14 protein-coding genes are annotated in these 16,756 nt (G+C 74.1%); 7 read left to right on the top strand and 7 right to left on the bottom strand.

Annotation, left to right across the window (positions count from 1 at the left end; genetic code table 11):
• Positions 1-119: 119 nt before the first annotated feature.
• Entirely contained in the window at positions 120-488 is a 369-nt protein-coding gene (locus H5965_RS39500) for an STAS domain-containing protein (protein WP_310976173.1), read from the bottom strand.
• Between the two features lie 155 nt (positions 489-643).
• Between H5965_RS39500 and H5965_RS39495 the strand changes: the two genes are divergently transcribed.
• On the top strand, positions 644-1,510 hold the full coding sequence (locus tag H5965_RS39495; protein ID WP_310976172.1) for a MerR family transcriptional regulator: 867 nt from the start codon (positions 644-646) through the stop codon (positions 1,508-1,510).
• 828 nt (positions 1,511-2,338) lie between these two features.
• Entirely contained in the window at positions 2,339-5,914 is a 3,576-nt protein-coding gene (locus tag H5965_RS39490) for a discoidin domain-containing protein (protein ID WP_310976171.1), read from the top strand.
• A gap of 23 nt (positions 5,915-5,937) precedes the next feature.
• Here H5965_RS39490 and H5965_RS39485 read toward each other — a convergent pair whose 3' ends face one another.
• Complete coding sequence (locus tag H5965_RS39485) at positions 5,938-6,594, bottom strand: hypothetical protein (RefSeq protein ID WP_310976170.1); 657 nt, start codon at positions 6,592-6,594, stop codon at positions 5,938-5,940.
• Between the two features lie 243 nt (positions 6,595-6,837).
• Between H5965_RS39485 and H5965_RS39480 the strand changes: the two genes are divergently transcribed.
• Both H5965_RS39480 and fusA read left to right on the top strand, forming a co-directional pair.
• On the top strand, positions 6,838-8,466 hold the full coding sequence (locus H5965_RS39480) for a helix-turn-helix domain-containing protein (RefSeq protein WP_310976301.1): 1,629 nt from the start codon (positions 6,838-6,840) through the stop codon (positions 8,464-8,466).
• 380 nt (positions 8,467-8,846) lie between these two features.
• Positions 8,847-10,775 carry an elongation factor G gene (gene fusA, locus H5965_RS39475; RefSeq protein WP_310976169.1) on the top strand — a complete coding sequence of 643 codons (1,929 nt, stop codon included), beginning with the start codon at positions 8,847-8,849 and terminating at the stop codon, positions 10,773-10,775.
• A 94-nt stretch (positions 10,776-10,869) separates the two neighbouring features.
• On the opposite strand, the gene H5965_RS39470 is transcribed toward fusA, so the two are convergent.
• Positions 10,870-12,069, bottom strand: coding sequence for a cysteine desulfurase-like protein (locus tag H5965_RS39470; protein WP_310976168.1), 1,200 nt, complete (start codon positions 12,067-12,069; stop codon positions 10,870-10,872).
• 54 nt (positions 12,070-12,123) lie between these two features.
• Positions 12,124-12,348: a hypothetical protein gene (locus H5965_RS39465; protein ID WP_310976167.1), complete on the bottom strand. Its 225-nt coding sequence runs from the start codon at positions 12,346-12,348 to the stop codon at positions 12,124-12,126.
• 97 nt (positions 12,349-12,445) lie between these two features.
• Between H5965_RS39465 and H5965_RS39460 the strand changes: the two genes are divergently transcribed.
• Positions 12,446-13,696: a glycosyltransferase 87 family protein gene (locus H5965_RS39460; RefSeq protein ID WP_310976166.1), complete on the top strand. Its 1,251-nt coding sequence runs from the start codon at positions 12,446-12,448 to the stop codon at positions 13,694-13,696.
• On the opposite strand, the gene H5965_RS39455 is transcribed toward H5965_RS39460, so the two are convergent.
• Positions 13,647-14,081 (bottom strand): DUF4383 domain-containing protein, encoded by a 435-nt coding sequence (locus H5965_RS39455; RefSeq protein ID WP_310976165.1) that lies wholly within the window; start codon positions 14,079-14,081, stop codon positions 13,647-13,649. The two genes, H5965_RS39460 and H5965_RS39455, sit on opposite strands and share 50 nt — an antisense overlap.
• A gap of 87 nt (positions 14,082-14,168) precedes the next feature.
• On the opposite strand from H5965_RS39455, the gene H5965_RS39450 reads away from it, so the two are divergent.
• The gene (locus tag H5965_RS39450) at positions 14,169-14,630 is read left to right on the top strand and encodes an SRPBCC family protein (protein WP_310976164.1); all 462 of its coding nucleotides are present in this window, start codon (positions 14,169-14,171) and stop codon (positions 14,628-14,630) included.
• Here the strand turns inward: H5965_RS39450 and H5965_RS39445 are convergent.
• On the bottom strand, positions 14,600-15,796 hold the full coding sequence (locus tag H5965_RS39445; RefSeq protein ID WP_310976163.1) for an FAD-dependent oxidoreductase: 1,197 nt from the start codon (positions 15,794-15,796) through the stop codon (positions 14,600-14,602). The genes H5965_RS39450 and H5965_RS39445 overlap by 31 nt on opposite strands.
• Positions 15,793-16,236: a nitroreductase family deazaflavin-dependent oxidoreductase gene (locus H5965_RS39440; RefSeq protein ID WP_310976162.1), complete on the bottom strand. Its 444-nt coding sequence runs from the start codon at positions 16,234-16,236 to the stop codon at positions 15,793-15,795. Before H5965_RS39440 ends, H5965_RS39445 begins: the two co-directional genes overlap by 4 nt.
• Positions 16,237-16,289: 53 nt before the next feature.
• On the opposite strand from H5965_RS39440, the gene H5965_RS39435 reads away from it, so the two are divergent.
• Positions 16,290-16,748 carry a MarR family winged helix-turn-helix transcriptional regulator gene (locus H5965_RS39435; RefSeq protein ID WP_310976161.1) on the top strand — a complete coding sequence of 153 codons (459 nt, stop codon included), beginning with the start codon at positions 16,290-16,292 and terminating at the stop codon, positions 16,746-16,748.
• Positions 16,749-16,756: the final 8 nt, after the last annotated feature.

Below are 16,756 nucleotides of genomic sequence, written 5' to 3'. Positions count from 1 at the left end.
ACGGCCGGACCGGCGGCTCCCCGCGGCGCCGCCCGGCGATGGCGCAGAAAAACTGCGATCACCGTCAAGCTAGCGAACGCGGAGGCCCCGGACCAGGGCCGACGGGGTGATCGCCACCCCTATGCGGTCTCCCGCGGCCGCAGCGGCCGCCCCGCGACGGCCGCCTGGGCGGCGTCGAGCCCGGGGTGCAGCGGCAGCAGCGCGTCCAGGCCGAGGATCTGCAGCGGCCGGTGGACCGCGGTCTCCTCCGCGGCGATGGCGTAGGGCACGTTCCGGGCAGTGGCCTCGCGGTGGGCCTCGACCAGCACGCTGAAGACGGTCGAGTCGCAGTAGGTCGTTTCGGTCAGGTCCGCGACGACCCCGCGGGCGCCGGCGCGGATGGGCCCCAGCAGGGCTTCCCGGAGCTCGGGCGTGCGAGCGAGGTCGAGCTCGCCCGCGCGACGGACGATCACCACTCCGGCGTCGGTCGGGCCGGTGGATTCGGTCATGGTTCACTCCTCATCGGGCACCGGGACAGAAATACCCAACCGCGGGCGAATTCACTCGTGACGTCCGGCGCCGGGGCCTGCGTGTCTTCGCCGTTCGGCCGCCGCGGGGATCGGTAAACTTCGGCAGTTCGCGGTCCGCGAGGCGAAGGGGCACGGTGGAACCCGACAACGACGCACCGCCCGGGGCCTGGGCGCCCGGCAAGGTCGCCGAGCTGCTCGGGGTGTCGCCGGTGACGCTGCGCAGCTGGAGCGCGCGGTACGGGATCGGGCCGCCCGCCGGCGCCGGGCGCCACCGCCGCTATTCGGACGCGGACGTCCGCCGCCTCCAGCACATGCAGCGCCTGGTCGCCCGCGGGATGCCGGTCCGGGAGGCGGCCGAGGCGGCGTTCGGCCACGCCCCGGCCGGGCTCGAGGTGCCGGCCTCGCGGCGCGCGCGCGAGCTGACGGATGCCGCGGACGAGCTCCGGTACGCGTCGGTGGCGGGCCTGCTGGACGAAACGCTGGGCACCTTGGGCCCGGCGGCGGCCTGGACCGACGTGCTGGCCCCGGTCCTGCGCGGCCTGGGCGACCGCTGGCAGCGCGGCGACGCGTGCTTCGCCTCGGAGTGGGCGCTGACGTCGGAGATTTCCCTGGCGTTCGAGCGGTTCAGCGGCCGCTTCCCGGCGGCGGTGCCGGGCCGCCCGGTGCTGCTGGCGTGCTGCCCGGCGGAGAGGCACTCGCTGCCGATCGAGGCCTTGCGGGCGACGCTGGCCGAGGCGGCGGTCCCGGTGACGTACCTGGGACAGCTGGTCCCGGCGGAGACGGTGGCGGACCTGGCGGCCCGGATCGACCCGGTCCTGGTGGTGCTGTGGTCGATGGCCCCGACAACGGCCGACGACCTCCTGGCGGCGCGGCTCCGGACCCTGGGGTGCGAAGTGGGCACGGCGGGCCCGGGCTGGGCGCACCTGGCGGACCGCGGCTTCCGGTGGGTGAACGACCTGGGGGCCGCGGTGGAGCTGGCCGTGGCGCACGCGGAGTTCTGAGTCGGCCGTTCGTCCGTGCTTGACCACCGGCCGGCGAGGTCGCGAATGACTCATTCGCGGCTTCTGGTGTCCCGAATGAGTCATTCGCGACGTCCGCCGCCGGGTGGGCCGGGGTTGCACGGGCCCGGCCCACCCGGCCAGGCCGGTCAGCCAGCCCGGGTCGAGGCGGCCCGGGCCAGGCTTGCGCCCGGCCTGGCTTCGGCCCTGGGGTCGAGGCGGTCCCGCCCGGCCTTGCGTCGGCTTAGCTGGCCCAGCCCGAGCCGGGGCCAGGCTTGCGCCCGGCTCGGCCTCGCTCTGGGCTCGCGGTGGCCCTTCCCGGCCTTGCGTCGGCTTAGCCCCAGCGCGGCCGGGCCAGGCTTGCGCCCAGCCCAGCCCAGCCCAGCTCAGCCAGCCGGGGTCAGCCCAGCCCAGCCCCGGGTCAGCCAGCCCAGCCCAGCTGGGGCCAGCCCAGCCGGGGCGAGCCCAGCCCGGGCCAGCCCGGGTCAGGCCAGGCCAGGCTTGCACCCGGCCCCGGACTCGCTTCGTCCCGGGCTCGCAACAGCCCGGCGTCGCACCGACCCTGCCCAGTCTGGCCTCGCGCCCGGCCCACCCCAGCCCTGCGCTACCGCGACCAGCCCGGCCAGCCCCGCCCCACCGCGGCCGGCCCCGGCCCCGCACAAGCCCATCCCGGGCGAAGCGCGGACATCGATGTCATTAATCCGAATTCTTGTCTTCCTTGTCTTCTTGACGCTCTCCAGGCCCACAGCGGAAGCTTCCTGGCAACGTTGTCAGCTTCCCGGCACCCCACCCCGCCAGGTCCTCGGTTGCCGCCTGAAGAACGGAGTCCGCATGGCGGAGGAGAACGCGCGCGCGGAGGTGTCGGCCATGTCCCGTCGGCACGTCCTGACGGCGGGAACCGGCTTGCTGGCCGGCTTCGGCCTCGCCGCCGTCCTGCCCGGGGTTGCCTCGGCGGCACCGGCCGCTCCCGAGAGCCGCAAGAGCGATCTCGCCCTGTTCCGGCCGGTCCAGGTGTCCTCGACCGCCTACGCCGCGACCCCGGCCGAGTTCGCCGTCGACGGGCTGGCCCAGGTCGGCGTCCGCGGCTCCGGCTGGCGCGCCGCCCAGGGGGACGGCCAGTGGATCGTCGTCGACCTGCAGGCGCCCTGCGCCATCGAATCCGTCGTCCTCACCTTCGAGGCGCAGCCCGGCGATCCGGCCTTCGACGCCGGTGCCTCCCGGTCCCGCACCAGCGGCTTCGAGGTCCAGTCCAGCTACGCGACGGCGTTCGACCTCGACGTCTCCGGCGACGGCAAAGCGTGGCGCACCGTCCACCACACCGACGCCGGCACCGGTGGTGTCGTCACGATCCCGGTGGCCGTCACCGCGCGCTGGGTCCGCTTCACCGCGAGCCGCCGCTCGACGAGCAACCCCCTGGGGCTCAACGGCTTCCAGGTCTTCGGCACCAGCCGTCCGGCCCGGCCCGCCGTCCGCGGCTGGACGAGCTTCCCGGTGCGGCCGAACGACGAGCCGCCGGCCCTCGCCGTGGCGGCCGACGGCACCGTGCCGCTCGAATCCGGCTGGGTGCTCACCATGGACGACTGGGCGCCCACCGGCGACGGCAAGGCCCTCTCGGCGACCACTGTGGACACCCGCGGCTGGCTGCCGGCGACCGTGCCCGGCACCGTGCTGGCCTCGCTCGTCGAGCAGGGGCAGCTGCCGGATCCGGTGGCCGGGATGAACAACCTGCACGTCCCGGAAGCGCTCTCCCGCCACGCGTGGTGGTACCGCCGCCGCTTCGCCCTCCCGCGCGGCCTGGACACCTCCCCGGGCCGGCACGTCTGGCTGGAGTTCGACGGCGTCAACCACGAAGCGCAGATCTGGCTCAACGGAGCCCAAATCGCCACCCAGAGCCACCCGTTCGGCCGCGGTGTCCACGACGTGACCGCCGCGCTGCGCCGGACCGGCGAGCAGGTCCTGGCCGTCAAGATCTCGCCGATGCCGCGGCCGGGCAGCCCCGGGGACAAGGGCGCCGACGGCAGCTCCTGGGTCGACGCGGGCGGCACGATGTTCGACAACTCGCCGACCTACCTCGCCGTCTCCGGCTGGGACTGGATGCCCGCGGTGCGCGACCGCGCGTCCGGCCTCTGGGACCACGTTCGCCTGCGCTCGACCGGCGCCGCCGTGCTCGGCGACGTCCGCGTCGACACGAAGGTGCCCGACGGAAAGACCGCCGAGGTGACGCTCACCGTCCCGGTGCGCAACGCCGCCGCGACCGCCCAGCGCGTCAAGGTCACCGCCGCGTTCGGCCCGGTCACCCTGGCGGCCACGGTGACCGTCCCGGCCGGGCAGAGCACCGACGTCGTGTTCCCGAAGCAGCGGGTCGAGAACGCGAAGCTGTGGTGGCCCAACGGCTACGGCGACCCGAACCTCTACGACCTGACGCTCACCGCGGCGATCGGCGCCGCCACGAGCGACCGCCGGACGGTCAAGATCGGCCTGCGCGAAATCGGCTACGTCTACGACCTGCCGATCGTCATCGCCGACGGCCGCGCCACCCAGACCGTCGACCTCGCGCCGCAGAACGCCCGGTTCGTCCGCATGCAGGGCCTCAAGCGCGCCACCGGCTGGGGGTTCTCGCTCTGGACGATGTCCGTGCTGAACGGCTCGGGCCCCGATCTGGCCCAGGGCAAGCCGTCGTCGTCCCAGTCGGTGGCCGACGGCAACCCGCCCGAGCGCGCCTTCGACGGCGACCCGAACACCCGCTGGACGTCGGAATACAGCGACAACCAGTGGCTCCAGGTCGACCTCGGCGCCCCGACGGCGTTCGACCGGGTCGTGCTGACCTGGGAAACCGCCTACGCGGCGACGTTCAAGATCCAGGTGTCGCAGGACGGCGACACCTGGACCGACGTCGCGTCGGTGGACAACAGCCCGAAGCCGCTGACCTTCCTGGTCAACGGCGTCAAGATCTTCGCCCGCGGCGGGAGCTGGGGCTGGGACGAGCTGCTGCGCCGGATGCCCGCCGAACGGGCCGACGCCGTCGTCGCGATGCACCGCGACATGAACTTCACGCTGATCCGCAACTGGGTCGGGTCGTCGTACCGGCCGGAACTGTTCGACGCCTGCGACAAGTACGGCATCCTGCTGTGGAACGAGTTCTGGGACGGCTGGTCGACCGACCCGGCCAACCACGACATCTTCCTGGCGCAGGCGAAGGACACCGTGCTGCGCTACCGCCACCACGCGTGCGCGACGGTCTGGTTCGGCTGCAACGAGGGCACCCCGCCGCCGGTGATCGACAACGCGCTGCGGGACATCGTGCACGGCAACACCGACCTGCTCTACCAGGGCAATTCGGCGGGCGGCGTGATCACCGGCGACGGGCCGTACTACTGGCAGGACCCGAAACGGTACTTCACCGGCGAGGCGACCGGCGGCAAAGCCGGGTTCTGGAGCGAGATCGGCCTCCCGACGGTGTCGGTCGTGGAGAGCATGCGCAACCTCGTCGGCAAGGACGACCCCGGCTGGCCGATCGGCGCGCCCTGGTTCCTGCACGACTGGTCCACGAACGGCAACCAGTCGCCGCAGAGCTACCTGGCGGCGATCGACGCGCGGCTGGCGCCGTCGACGAGCCTGGCCGAGTTCTGCCGCAAGGCGCAGTTCGTCAACTACGAGAGCATGCGCGCGATCTTCGAGGCGTGGAACGCGAAGCTGTGGAACGACGCCACCGGCGTGCTGCTGTGGATGTCGCACCCGGCGTGGCACAGCACGGTCTGGCAGACCTACGACTACGACCTCGACGTCAACGGCAGCTACTACGGCGCGCGCAAGGGCTGCGAGGCCCGGCACGTCCAGGCCGACCTGACGACGTGGCAGGTGCGCGTGGTCAACCACACGCCGGCCGCGCTCACCGGCGTGACCGCCACGGCCCGGCTGTACGGCCTCGACGGGACGGCACTCGGCCAGGCGCAGCAGCAGAAGCTCGACGTGGCGCCGGTTTCGGCCGCCGCGGCGTTCACGGTCCCGTTCGACGCCGGCCGGCCGGACCTGCACCTGCTCCGGCTGACCCTGACCGACGGCCGGGGGACGGTGCTGTCGGAGAACACGTACTGGCGCTACCGGACGGACACGGCGATGCGCGCGCTCAACCAGCTCGCGGGTGCGCGCCTCACGACGTCGCTGCGGTCCGACGGCGACGCGTACACGGCGACGGTCCGCAACGACGGCCGCACGGTGGCGGCGATGATCCGGCTGTCGCTGCGGGAGAAGAACGGCACCGACCGCGTGCTGCCGACCCGCTACGGCGACAACTACTTCTGGCTGCTGCCGGGGGAGAGCCGCACGGTCCGCGTCGAGCCACGCCGGCGGGTGCCGAACGCGAAACTGCTGGTGGAGGCGTACAACGTGGCGGCGAAGCTGATCTAGCCGCGGTTTGTCGGACCCCGTCGCTACGCTCGCGGGGCCTGCGAACGAGGAGTGCCGGTGCGGGGGAGGGGCGGCGGCCTTCGTGGCCGGCGGCTGGAGCGGGGCGAGCACGGGATGTCGCGGCAGGTGATCGCGTCGGTGCTGTGCCGTGCGGACGACCCGGGGCATCTGCTGGCGTACGACGACGGCGGGCACCACTTCGAGCTGGTTTCGTCCGGGGCGATCTCCCGCGGCACGGAAGCATCGGCACGCCCCGGCCCTTGCGGTTCGGCGCGGTGATCCGGCTCGTGCATCCGCGGGCCCGCGATCGGGCGCAGGGTGATCTGTTCCGGTACGCGCTGGCCCGGCGGCACGGAAAGGTCCGGACCTTGCCGCTGGTGCGCCGCCGGGCCGGGTACGGTGGCGCGGTCGGGCACCGGCCGCTCGCCGGCTCTCTGGATCCTCACCGGCACCGGCCCCCACCCGCGCAACGGCTCGCGCAGCTTCATCGCGTCGGGACCGGCCCGCACGCCGATACCGTTGTCGCCGCCCTGCCCCTGGTCGACCTGCTCACTCAGCCCGGCGGCCTTGCCCGCCTGGAACCCCTGATCCCGCACCTGCCCCTCTCCGTCCTCCTCGCCCACCGGATCGTCCCCGGCGGCGGGCGGTTCCCGCTCGACCCGGACGAATCCCCGCTGCACGCCCTGATCCGCTGGCATTCCGGGGAACCCCGCGCCGCCGGCGGCACAGCGTGCACGAACACGAGCCGGACTTCCCGCCCGGCTCGCGGCGCCTGTTCCCCCGCGGGCTCGGCGACGCCTCCTGCCGGATCATCCCCTGGTGGGAGGAGTTCGTCGGAGACGACCAAAGCAGATACTGAATTCGTCCGCCGCGACGAACTACGCTAGCGGCGTCGCGCCTAGCTTCGGGAGGTGCTCGTCTCCATGAACCTGCGCCCGCACGCCGGCCTCGGCCGCGTCCTCGACGACCTGGGCGGCACGCTCCTGGACCTCGTCCTCGGCGACGGTGAGCGCCCGGGCGGCATCGGCGGTGTCGCCATCCACGATCCGCTCGACGAGCCCGCGCTGCCGCAGCACGCCCTCGTGCTGGGCGTCGGCCTCGCCGACCCGGACGAGGTCGTGCGGCAGCTGCGGACGCTGGCCCGGCACGACGCGGCGGGGCTCGTGGTGCGCGCGCCGGTCAAGGTGACTCCGGCGATCACCGCCGCCGTCGACGAGACCGGCGTCGCCCTGCTGAGCCTCGCCCGGGGTGCGTCCTGGGCCCAGCTCGCCGCGATGCTGCGGTCGCTGCTGGCCGAGGGCGACGTCGGGGACGCGCAGCGCGAGACCCTGGCCGGGCTGCCGTCCGGCGACCTGTTCGCCGTGGCCAACGCGATCGCCGCGCTGATCGACGCGCCCGTCACCATCGAGGACCGGCGTTCCCGCGTGCTCGCCTTCTCCGGACGGCAGGACGAAGCCGACCCCTCGCGCGTCGAGACCATCCTGGGGCGGCGGGTACCCGAGCGGTTCGCGCGGATGCTCGCCGAGCGCGGGGTGTTCCGCGAGCTCTACCGCAGCGAGCAGCCGGTCTACGTCGACCGCCCGCCGGAAAGCCCGGAGGGGTTCATGATCCCGCGCGTCGCCGTCGCGGTCCGGGCGGGCGACGAGATCCTCGGCTCGATCTGGGCCGCGGTGAGCGCCCCGCTGACGCCCGACCGCGCGCAGGCCCTGCGCGACGCGGCCCGCCTGGTGGCCCTGCACCTGCTGCGCATCCGGGCCGGGGCCGACGTCGAACGGCGGCTGCGGGCGGACCTGCTGAGCACCGCCCTCGAAGGGGGGACCGGCGCGCGTGAGGCGCTGAGCCGGCTGGGCCTGGCCGATCAGCCCGTCGTCGTGCTGGCGCTCGCCGTGCTCGGGACCGGAGCCGCCGACGCCGAGCTCGCCGCCGACCGGCAGCGCCTCAGCGACGGGCTGGCGATGCACCTGAGCGCGGTCCACCCGCGGTGCGCCGCCGCGCTCGTCGGCGACACGGCCTACGGGCTGGTGCCGGTGACCCGCGACACCGACGCCGAGCAGCGCGCCCTGCGGATCGCCACCGATTTCCTCGACCGGGTCGGCGACCGGGCCCGCGCCGTGGTCGGCATCGGCCCGGTGGCCCGCAGCGCGGCCGAGCTGCCGGAAGCCCGCGGCAGCGCGGACCGGGCGTTGCGGGTGCTGCGCTCGGGCAGCGGCGCCGGCCGCCGGGTCGCCCTGCTGGCCGACGTGCACGTCGAGGCCCTCCTGCTGGAGCTGCAGGACCTGGTCGCCGCCCGCGGCGACCGCCCGACCGGCGTCGTCGCCCGCCTGCTCGACTACGACGCCCAGCACCACGCCCACCTCGTGGAGACGCTCCGAGCCTGGCTGGACGCCTTCGGCGACGTCATCGCCGCCTCCGCGGCGGTCCACGTCCACCCGAACACCTTCCGCTACCGTCTCCGCCGCCTCGCCGAGGTCGGCGGCTTCGACCTGACGGACCCGCAGGCCAGGTTCGCGGCCATGCTCCAGCTCCGCGTAGTCGCCCCACCCGCCCCCTGACACCGTGATTGAAGGGTCGACACGCGTGATTGAAGGGTCGACACGGCGGAACCCGCGGCCGGCCGGCGTGTCGACCTCCTGATCACGTGTGTCGGCTCCCTGATCACGCGTGTCGACCCTTCAGACACGCGGAAATTGCGTTGGCCGGCGGGCGGGGGGTCGTTACCCTTCGCGGGAACTCGCCTGCCGCGTCGATCGAAGGGAGCCGGCCGTGCGTTGTCGCGTCGCCGTCGCTGCCCGGTCGCGGTCCGAGGTGATCCTGGTGTCTTCGCGTCCCCGGTGCCTGCCGCGCGGCCTGCACCGGACTCCGTGACGCGTTCCTGACGACCGTCGCGGGGAATCGCGCCGCCCTGGTCACTTCGTCCACAAAGGACACCACTGTGCGCAACCTCCGCAACCTCGGCATCCTCGCCCACGTCGACGCGGGCAAGACCACCATCACCGAGCGGATCCTGCACCGCACCGGCGCCACCCACAAGACCGGCGAGGTCCACGACGGCACCACCGTCACCGACTTCGACCCGCAGGAACGCGACCGCGGCATCACCATCTTCGCCGCGGCCGTCAGCTGCACGTGGGACGGCCACCGGCTCACCCTGATCGACACGCCCGGCCACGTCGACTTCACCGCCGAGGTCGAGCGTTCCCTGCGGGTGCTCGACGGCGCCGTCGCCGTGTTCGACGCCGTCGCCGGGGTCGAGCCGCAGAGCGAAACCGTGTGGCGCCAAGCCGATCGGTACGGCGTGCCGCGGATCGCGTTCGTCAACAAACTCGACCGCGCGGGCGCCGACCTCGACACCGCCGTCGCGTCCATCCGGGCGCGGCTGCACCCGGCACCGCTGGTCGTGCAGCTGCCGATCGGCCGGGAGGACGGCTTCACCGGCGTCGTCGACCTGCTGCGCCCGCACGACGTGCCGGCCGAGCTCGTCGCCGAGGCCCACCGCCGTCGCCGGGAGCTGGAGGAGGCCGTCGCCGAACTGCACCCGGTGGCCCTCGACGAGTTCTGCGCCACCGGCCGGATCTCGGCGGAGACCCTGGAGAAGGCGCTGCGGGAGCTGACCCTCAGCGGCGACGGGCTCGTCGTGCTGTGCGGCGCGGCCTACCGCGATCGCGGGATCGAGCCTCTGCTCGACGCCGTCGTCGCGTACCTGCCGTCGCCGGCCGACGTCCCGCCGGTGCGGCCCGACCGGCCCGCCGACCCGGCGGCGCCCCTGGCCGCACTGGTGTTCAAGGTCGTCTCGACGACCACGGGACGGCTGACGTACCTGCGGGTGTACTCGGGAACGCTGCGGAAGGGAGATCGGGTGACGGACGCGGAACGCACCGAGCGCATCGCGCGCGTGCTGCGCGTGCAGGCCGACCGGCATTCCGAAGTGGACAGTGCGGTGGCCGGTGACATCGTCGCGGTCGCCGGGCCGAAGGCGGCGCGCGTCGGCGCCACCCTCTGCGCGCCCGGCGCTCCGGTGCTGCTGGAGCCGCCGGCGACGGCGGACCCGGTGGTCTCGGTGGCGGTCGAGGCCCGGCGCGACGGCGACCGGCTCACGGCGGGGCTGGCCTGGCTGGCCGAGGAGGACCCGTCGCTGGTCGTGCGGGTCGATCCGGAGACCGGCCAGACGGTGCTGTCCGGGCTGGGCGAGCTGCACCTGGAGGTGTCGGTGGAGAAGCTGCGGCGGGACCGCGGCCTCGAGGTCGCGGTGGGGCGTCCTTCGGTGGCCTACCGCGAGACGGTGGTCAGCGGGGTGACCGGGCTGGTCTACCGCCACGTCAAGCAGGACGGCGGGGCGGGCCAGTTCGCCCACGTGGTCCTCGACGTCGCCCCGGCGGCCGAGGGCTTCGAGTTCGCTTCGGCGGTCGTCGGCGGCCGGGTGCCGCGGGAGTACGTCCGCGCGGTCGAGGCCGGCTGCCGGGACGCGCTGGCCGAGGGACCGCTGGGCGGGCACCCGGTGACGGGCCTGCGCGTGACGCTGACCGACGGGGCGACGCACCCGAAGGACTCGTCGGACCTGGCGTTCCGCACGGCGGGCCGCCTCGGGCTGCGGGAAGCGCTGCGGTCGTCGGAGCTGCGGCTGCTCGAGCCGGTGGCCGAGGTGGCGGTGACGGTTCCGCCCGACGCCGTCGGTGGCGTGCTCGGCGACCTGGCGGCCCGCCGGGGCCGGGTGGCCGGTTCGGCGGTCCGGCAGGGGACGGCGGTGGTGACGGCGACGGTGCCGGTGGCGGAGCTGTTCGGCTACGCGACCCGGCTGCGCAGCCGCACGCAGGGCCGTGGCACGTTCACCGCCCGCCCGGTGGGCTTCGCGCCGGTGCCGTGAGCGCCGACGCCCCACCGCGGTGACGCCGCGAATGACTCATTCGGGACCTCTGGTGTCCCGAATGAGTCATTCGCGGCACGCCGCGGGGCGCCGGTCAGCCGCGCGGGAGGGACGCCACCCCGGCCAGCAGCCGGTCGACGTCGTCCTCCGTGGTGTACGGCGCGATCCCGGCCCGGACCGCTCCCGTGTCACCCAGCCCCAGGTGCCGTGAGCACTCCAGCGCGTAGAAACTCCCCGCCGGAGCGTTCACCCCGTGCGCGCCGAGGTGCTCGTACACCGCCTGCGACGCCACCCCGGCCACCGAGAACAGCACCGTCGGAGTCCGGTGCCGCTCCGGTGCCCCGTACCGCGTGACGTCCGGAAGCGCGGCCAGACCGGCGTCGAGCCGGGCCAGCAGCGCGTTCTCGTGCTCCTCCAGCCGCGCCATCGACTCCTGCAGCCGCGCCCGGCGCGTCCCCGTCCCCGGCACCAGCCCGGCGAGGAAACCGATCGCCGCGGTCGTGCCCGCCAACAGCTCGTAGGGCAGCGTGCCCAGCTCGAACCGCTCCGGGACGGCGTTGGTCGAGGGCAGCAGCTTGTCCGGGTGCAGCGTCTCGAGCAACGCCGGCGCCGCCGCGACCACGCCGAGGTGCGGCCCGAGGAACTTGTACGGCGAGCAGGCGTAGAAGTCAGCCCCGAGCGCCGTGATGTCCACCAGAGCGTGCGGGGTCAGGTGGACGCCGTCGACGTAGAGCAGCGCACCGGCGTCGTGCACCTGCGCCGCGATGGCCGGGATGTCCGGCCGGGTGCCGAGCAGGTTCGACGCCGCCGTCACCGCGACCAGCCGCGTCCGCTCCGACAGCAGCGCGCCGATCGGCGCGAGTTCTCCGGTGGCCGGGTCGAAGTCCGCCCAGCGCACGGTGGCCCCGGCCGCCGCCGCGGCCTGGACCCACGGGCGGATGTTGGCGTCGTGGTCGAGGCGGGTCACCACGACTTCGTCGCCGGGGCCCCACTTCTGGGACAGCGTCCGGGAGAAGTCGTACGTCAGCTGCGTCATGCTCCGGCCGAAGACGACGCCCGCCGGGTCGGCGGCGAGCAGGTCGGCGACGGCTTCGCGGGCTTCGGCGACGACCGAGCTCGCTCGCCGCTCGGCCGCGGTGACGACGCCGCGGTTGGCGATCGCCGCGCACAGCGTGCCGGCCACCGCTTCCCCGACGACGGCGGGGACCTGCGAACCACCCGGTCCGTCGAAGTGGGCCGCGCCGCCGTCGAGGGCGGGGAAGTGCGCTCGGATGGTCTGAACGTCGTAGGTCACGCCGCCAGCATGCCGAACGGCGGCCACCGGCCTCAAGATCCCCTGGTCGGGAAGTCAGCGCCCCCGGTTGCGCGGGTGCTCACGCGCCCGGCGTTCGTTGCCGTGCTTGTAGTTGCCCGTCACCTTGGCCATCAGCAGCTGCTGGTCATCGCCGCGGGCCACCGCGGCCAGGAAGCGGGCGGCCGCGGTCCCGCGCAGTGTCCCCGCGGGCCGGCCGTGGTGCGTGATGGTCACGGTGCCGTGCTCGTCGCGGTAGGCGAAGCCCTCCGGTGTCCCCATGCGCCCCAGGGTGACACGGGCGGCAACCGGTTTTCCCCGGGTCGGACCCGGGGGGTTCCCGGATGGTGCCCGGGCCCGGACCCGACAGAATGCGAGGATGACCGGAGGGGGAGCGGGGCTGCGGGCCCGGCTGGGGAACAGGTACGTGCTGCTCGGCGCGCAAGTGCTCGTGCTGGTGGCGGTGCTCGTGTCGTACAACGGCGGCCGGTGGCGGTTCCCCGCCTACCGCGTCGACCTCGACGTCTACCGGCTCGGCTCGTCGGCGCTGCTGCACGGCCAGGCGCTGTACGGCACGCTGCCGCCCACCGGCGACGGCCAGTTGCTGCTCTTCACCTACCCGCCGTTCGCGGCGATCGTGCTGGCCCCGCTGGCGGTGCTGCCGTACTGGGCCGGCTGCCTCGCGCTCACCCTGCTGACCCTCGGGGTCCTGGCGGCAGTCCTGGTGACCGTGCTGCGCGCCCTCGGCGCGCGCTGCGACTCGCGGCGCGTGGTGACGCTGCTGCTGGCCGCCGAAGTGCTGGAGCCGGTCCTGCGCACGCTGTACGCCGGTCAGATCGACCTGCTGCTGCTCGCGCTGGTCGTGCTGGACGTCCTGGTGGACCACCCGCGCTGGCCGCGCGGCCTGCTGATCGGCCTCGCCGCCGCGGTCAAGCTGACCCCGGCGGTGTTCCTCCTGTACTTCCTGCTCCGCCGCGACACCCGGGCCGCGGTGACCGCCGGGGTGACCTTCCTGGCCGCGACGGCGCTGGGGTTCCTGCTCGCCGGCACCGACTCGGTCCGGTACTGGACGGGTGCACTGTGGGACACCGGCCGCGTCGGCGAGCCGACCTACGCCGGCGACCAGTCGCTGCTCGGGCTGCTGGCCAGGGCCGGGGTGCCGCCGGAGGCGCGGACGGCGTGGTGGCTGCCGCTGGTGGCGGTGGTGCTCGTGCTGACGGCGTGGGGCGTGCGACGCGCGCTCGCGGCGGGGGAGCCGACCATCGCGCTCGGCCTGAACGCGCTCGGCGGACTGCTGGTCTCGCCCATTTCGTGGACCCACCACTGGGTGTGGGCCGTGGTGGTCCTGCTCGGCTGGGCGGAGCTGGCCCGCCGCACCCGGCGGCGGGGGTTCGCGGTCCTGGCCGGGACGGGCGCGGTGCTCTTCGTCGCCGGGCCGCAGTGGTGGTGGCCGCGTGGCGGGGAGGTGGAGCGGCACTGGAACTTCGTCCAGCAGCTCACCGGCAACGGCTATGTCCTGTTCGGACTGGCGGTGCTGCTCACCGCGGTGCTGGTGCGGTTCCCGCGCCGGGACGGCCTCGTCAGCGACGTCGTGCCGGCCCACGCCGGAGCCAGCCCGCTCCCAGGATGAGCATCGCCGTGCCGAGCGCCAGGTCGAAGCAGATGCCGGCGGTGTTCCACGGCAGCGTGTCGGTGACCGCGGACGGCAGCGGGAGCAGCCCGGCGAAGCCGGCCACGACGTAGCCGACACCGGCGGTGACCAGGAACCGCGCGGCCCAGCGCGACGAGCGCGTGCAGAACACCGCGGCGGCGCCGGTCAGCAGGTGCACCAGCGTCCACACCCCGGAGACGGCGAGCACACCGAACAGCACGCGCGGCCCGCCGCCGTCCGCGACCCCGGCCATCAGCTCCAGCGCGGCGAGGACGAGGAACAGCAGGCCGATCAGCATGCCCATGCCCTGCACGGGGGCGGGGCCCCGCCGGGGTGCCCGGGTCTCGGGTTCGGTGGCCGTCATGTTTCCGGGGTTCCCCGCGCGCACCCTTTTAATGCACCGCATCCGGGGTATCCGGGCACGATCCGGACGCCGACGAGGAGTGACACGATGACCGAGTACCGCCACAGCGCGACCGCCGACATCCCCGCGGACGAGCTGTTCGCCTTCCTGAGCCACCCGGAGAACCTGCCCCGGTACTTCCCGGAGATGAAGGTCGCCGAGCCGAAGGGCGGCGACAGCGTCCACGTCGAGGCCGAGGTGCACGGCGAACGGGTGGCCAGTGAGGCGTGGCTGCACACCGACCCGGCGACGAGGTCGCTGACGTGGGGTGCCGAGGGCCCCGACGACTACCACGGCGAACTCCGCATCCGCGACGACGGCCCGGCGTCCTCGGAGATCACGGTGACGCTGCACAGCGTCCGCGAAGCCGACGGCGACGAGGTCCAGCAGGGCCTGGAACGCACGATCGCGGCGATGACGCACGCCGCGTCGTCCGACGCCGACGTCGAAGCCGCCGAAGGCCAGGGCGGCTGGACCTCCTACGACGACAAGAGGGACACGTCCAGCTGAGGCGGTAGCGGCCCGTAGGCGTTGCCGCGGGCGCCGCGGGTGCGCACGGCCGGCACGGCGAACAGGTACTTGAGCAGCTTCGGCGGGGCGGCGCCGCGCCCGCGGGCCCGCGCGGCGGCCGCCCGCCGCTCGACGCGCACCTGGTCGGCCTGCACCCGCTCGATCGCCCGGATCCGGTCGGCCTGGACTCCCGCCAGGTCCGCGGGCGTGACACCGCCGCGGCGGAACGCGGGAACCAGCCGGTTCGCCGCGGCGACGGCGTCCTGGATCGCCATCAGGATGCCGTTGCCGCCGACCGGCGAGATGACGTGCGCGGCGTCGCCGAGCAGCAACAGGCCCGGCCGGGACCAGTGGTCCACCCGCGAGATGTCGACCGACAGGAGCGTCGTCTGCGCGAAGTCCGTGAGCAGGTGGGCGCGGTCGGCCAGCCACGGGACGCGCTCGCGCACGAACGCCCGGATCGGCTCCACCCCGCGTTCGCGCAACGCCGGGTACGAGCCCTTTTCAATGCTGTAGCCGACCTGCCAGTCGTGGACGCCGCCGAGGACTCCGACGTAGGCGTCGCGGCCGAAGTACAGGTCGAGGTCCGCGTCCGGCGGGTCGCCGGGGGAGCGGGGCAGCCGGAACCACAGCAGGTCGGTGGTCGCGCCGAGCGACCGGGCTTCGAGCCCGGCCAGGCGCCGCACGGTGGAAAACCGGCCGTCGGCGCCGACGACGACGGACGCGGCGAGCTCGCCGCCGCGGTGGCGGACGCCGGTCACCACGCCGTCGGCCTCGAGCAGCCCGGTGACCTTGGCGCCGGTGCGCAACGTGAAGGACGGCAGCACGCTCGCCCGCTCGGCGAGGAAGTCGAGGAACCGCACCTGGGGCATCAGGGCGATGTAGCCGAACGGCGTCCGGAGGCGGTCGTAGTCGGCGGCGCGGTAGACGCCGTCCGGGGTGTGGAAGCGGAACGAGCGCGCCTTGAAGTGGTCGAGCTCCAGCAGGTCGCCGGCCAGGCCGAGGCGGTCGAGCAGTTCGAGGGTGTAGGGGTGCAGCGAGTCGCCGCGGAAGTCGCGGTCGAAGTCGGACCGCGATTCGAGCACGGTGACCTCGATCCCGGCCCGGGCCAGGAGGTAGCCGAGCAACAGCCCGCCGGGCCCGCCGCCGGCGATCGCCACGCTCATGCCGTGTCCACAGTGGAGAGACGGAACACCGCCATGGTGGGCAGGTGCTCCAGGATCCGGGCCGGGGTCGCGTCCTGGGGGACCGGGAACGCCCGGATCGCCCACGGCACCGACATCGCGGCCAGGTAGGCGGCGACGACCGCGGCCGCTTCCTCGCCGCCGGTCTCGTCGGCTCGCCGGTCTTCGCGGTGGCCGTGGGACAGCAGCGCGCACACCGGCGTGGCCAGGAGGTTCTCCACCCAGTCGCGGTCGCGGACGGGGGAGACGAGGTACTGCCCGCCGTCGTGCGCGACCACGGCGAGGGGGACGCGCCTCGGCTCGCCGGTGCGGCGGCCGCGCGTCTCGACGACGCGCAGGGCGTACCCGCCGTCCGGTGGGGCCTCGGCGGGGGCGTCGATCAGCTTCGCGGTCATTTCGGCGTTCATCGCTCGGACATCCACGTTTCCACGGTAGCAAAACTAGCTAGATTGTCTAGCTAACTTAGAATGACCAGGTGGAAGACATCCCCGTCGCGCTCCGGGTGAACCTCGCGCTCCGCGAGCTCCTCGCGCTCGCCCACGACGTGCAGATCGCCCTGGCCCGGCGGCTCGGTCTCGGCGCGACCGACGTCCAGGCGCTGCAGCACCTGTCCGCCGGCACGCCGATGGGCACGGTCGACCTCGCACACGCGCTGAAGATCCGGTCCGCGTCGGCGACCGTGCTGGTCGACCGGCTCGAAGCGGCCGGTCACGTCCGTCGCGGCCCGCACCCGCGCGACGGGCGGCGGGTCACCCTCGTCGTCAGCGAGGCGGCCCGAGCCGAAGTCCGGGCCGCGCTGGCGCCGCTCGTCGACGCCATCACCCGGTTGACGGACGGCCTGCCGCCCGGGCAGGCGGAGGTCGTGGCGCAGTTCCTCGGGGACACCACGGAGATCCTCCGTGCTTACGCTGCGGAGCCGCCGGAGGCGGGTTAGCGTTCCGC

Origin of the sequence: Amycolatopsis sp. 505 (assembly GCF_031625235.1) — a bacterium.
Taxonomy (GTDB): Bacteria; Actinomycetota; Actinomycetes; order Mycobacteriales; family Pseudonocardiaceae; genus Amycolatopsis.
Note: the sequence above shows the minus strand (reverse complement) of the source record. Positions and strands in the feature narration are given on the sequence as shown.

What these genes read in the sequence shown, in the direction of transcription:
- H5965_RS39500 (WP_310976173.1), bottom strand. Translation starts at nt 488, where the DNA reads ATGACCGAATCCACCGGCCCGACCGACGCCGGAGTGGTGATCGTCCGT.
- H5965_RS39490 (WP_310976171.1), top strand. Translation starts at nt 2,339, where the DNA reads ATGGCGGAGGAGAACGCGCGCGCGGAGGTGTCGGCCATGTCCCGTCGG.
- H5965_RS39480 (WP_310976301.1), top strand. Translation starts at nt 6,838, where the DNA reads ATGAACCTGCGCCCGCACGCCGGCCTCGGCCGCGTCCTCGACGACCTG.
- H5965_RS39465 (WP_310976167.1), bottom strand. Translation starts at nt 12,348, where the DNA reads ATGGGGACACCGGAGGGCTTCGCCTACCGCGACGAGCACGGCACCGTG.
- H5965_RS39460 (WP_310976166.1), top strand. Translation starts at nt 12,446, where the DNA reads ATGACCGGAGGGGGAGCGGGGCTGCGGGCCCGGCTGGGGAACAGGTAC.
- H5965_RS39455 (WP_310976165.1), bottom strand. Translation starts at nt 14,081, where the DNA reads ATGACGGCCACCGAACCCGAGACCCGGGCACCCCGGCGGGGCCCCGCC.
- H5965_RS39450 (WP_310976164.1), top strand. Translation starts at nt 14,169, where the DNA reads ATGACCGAGTACCGCCACAGCGCGACCGCCGACATCCCCGCGGACGAG.
- H5965_RS39445 (WP_310976163.1), bottom strand. Translation starts at nt 15,796, where the DNA reads ATGAGCGTGGCGATCGCCGGCGGCGGGCCCGGCGGGCTGTTGCTCGGC.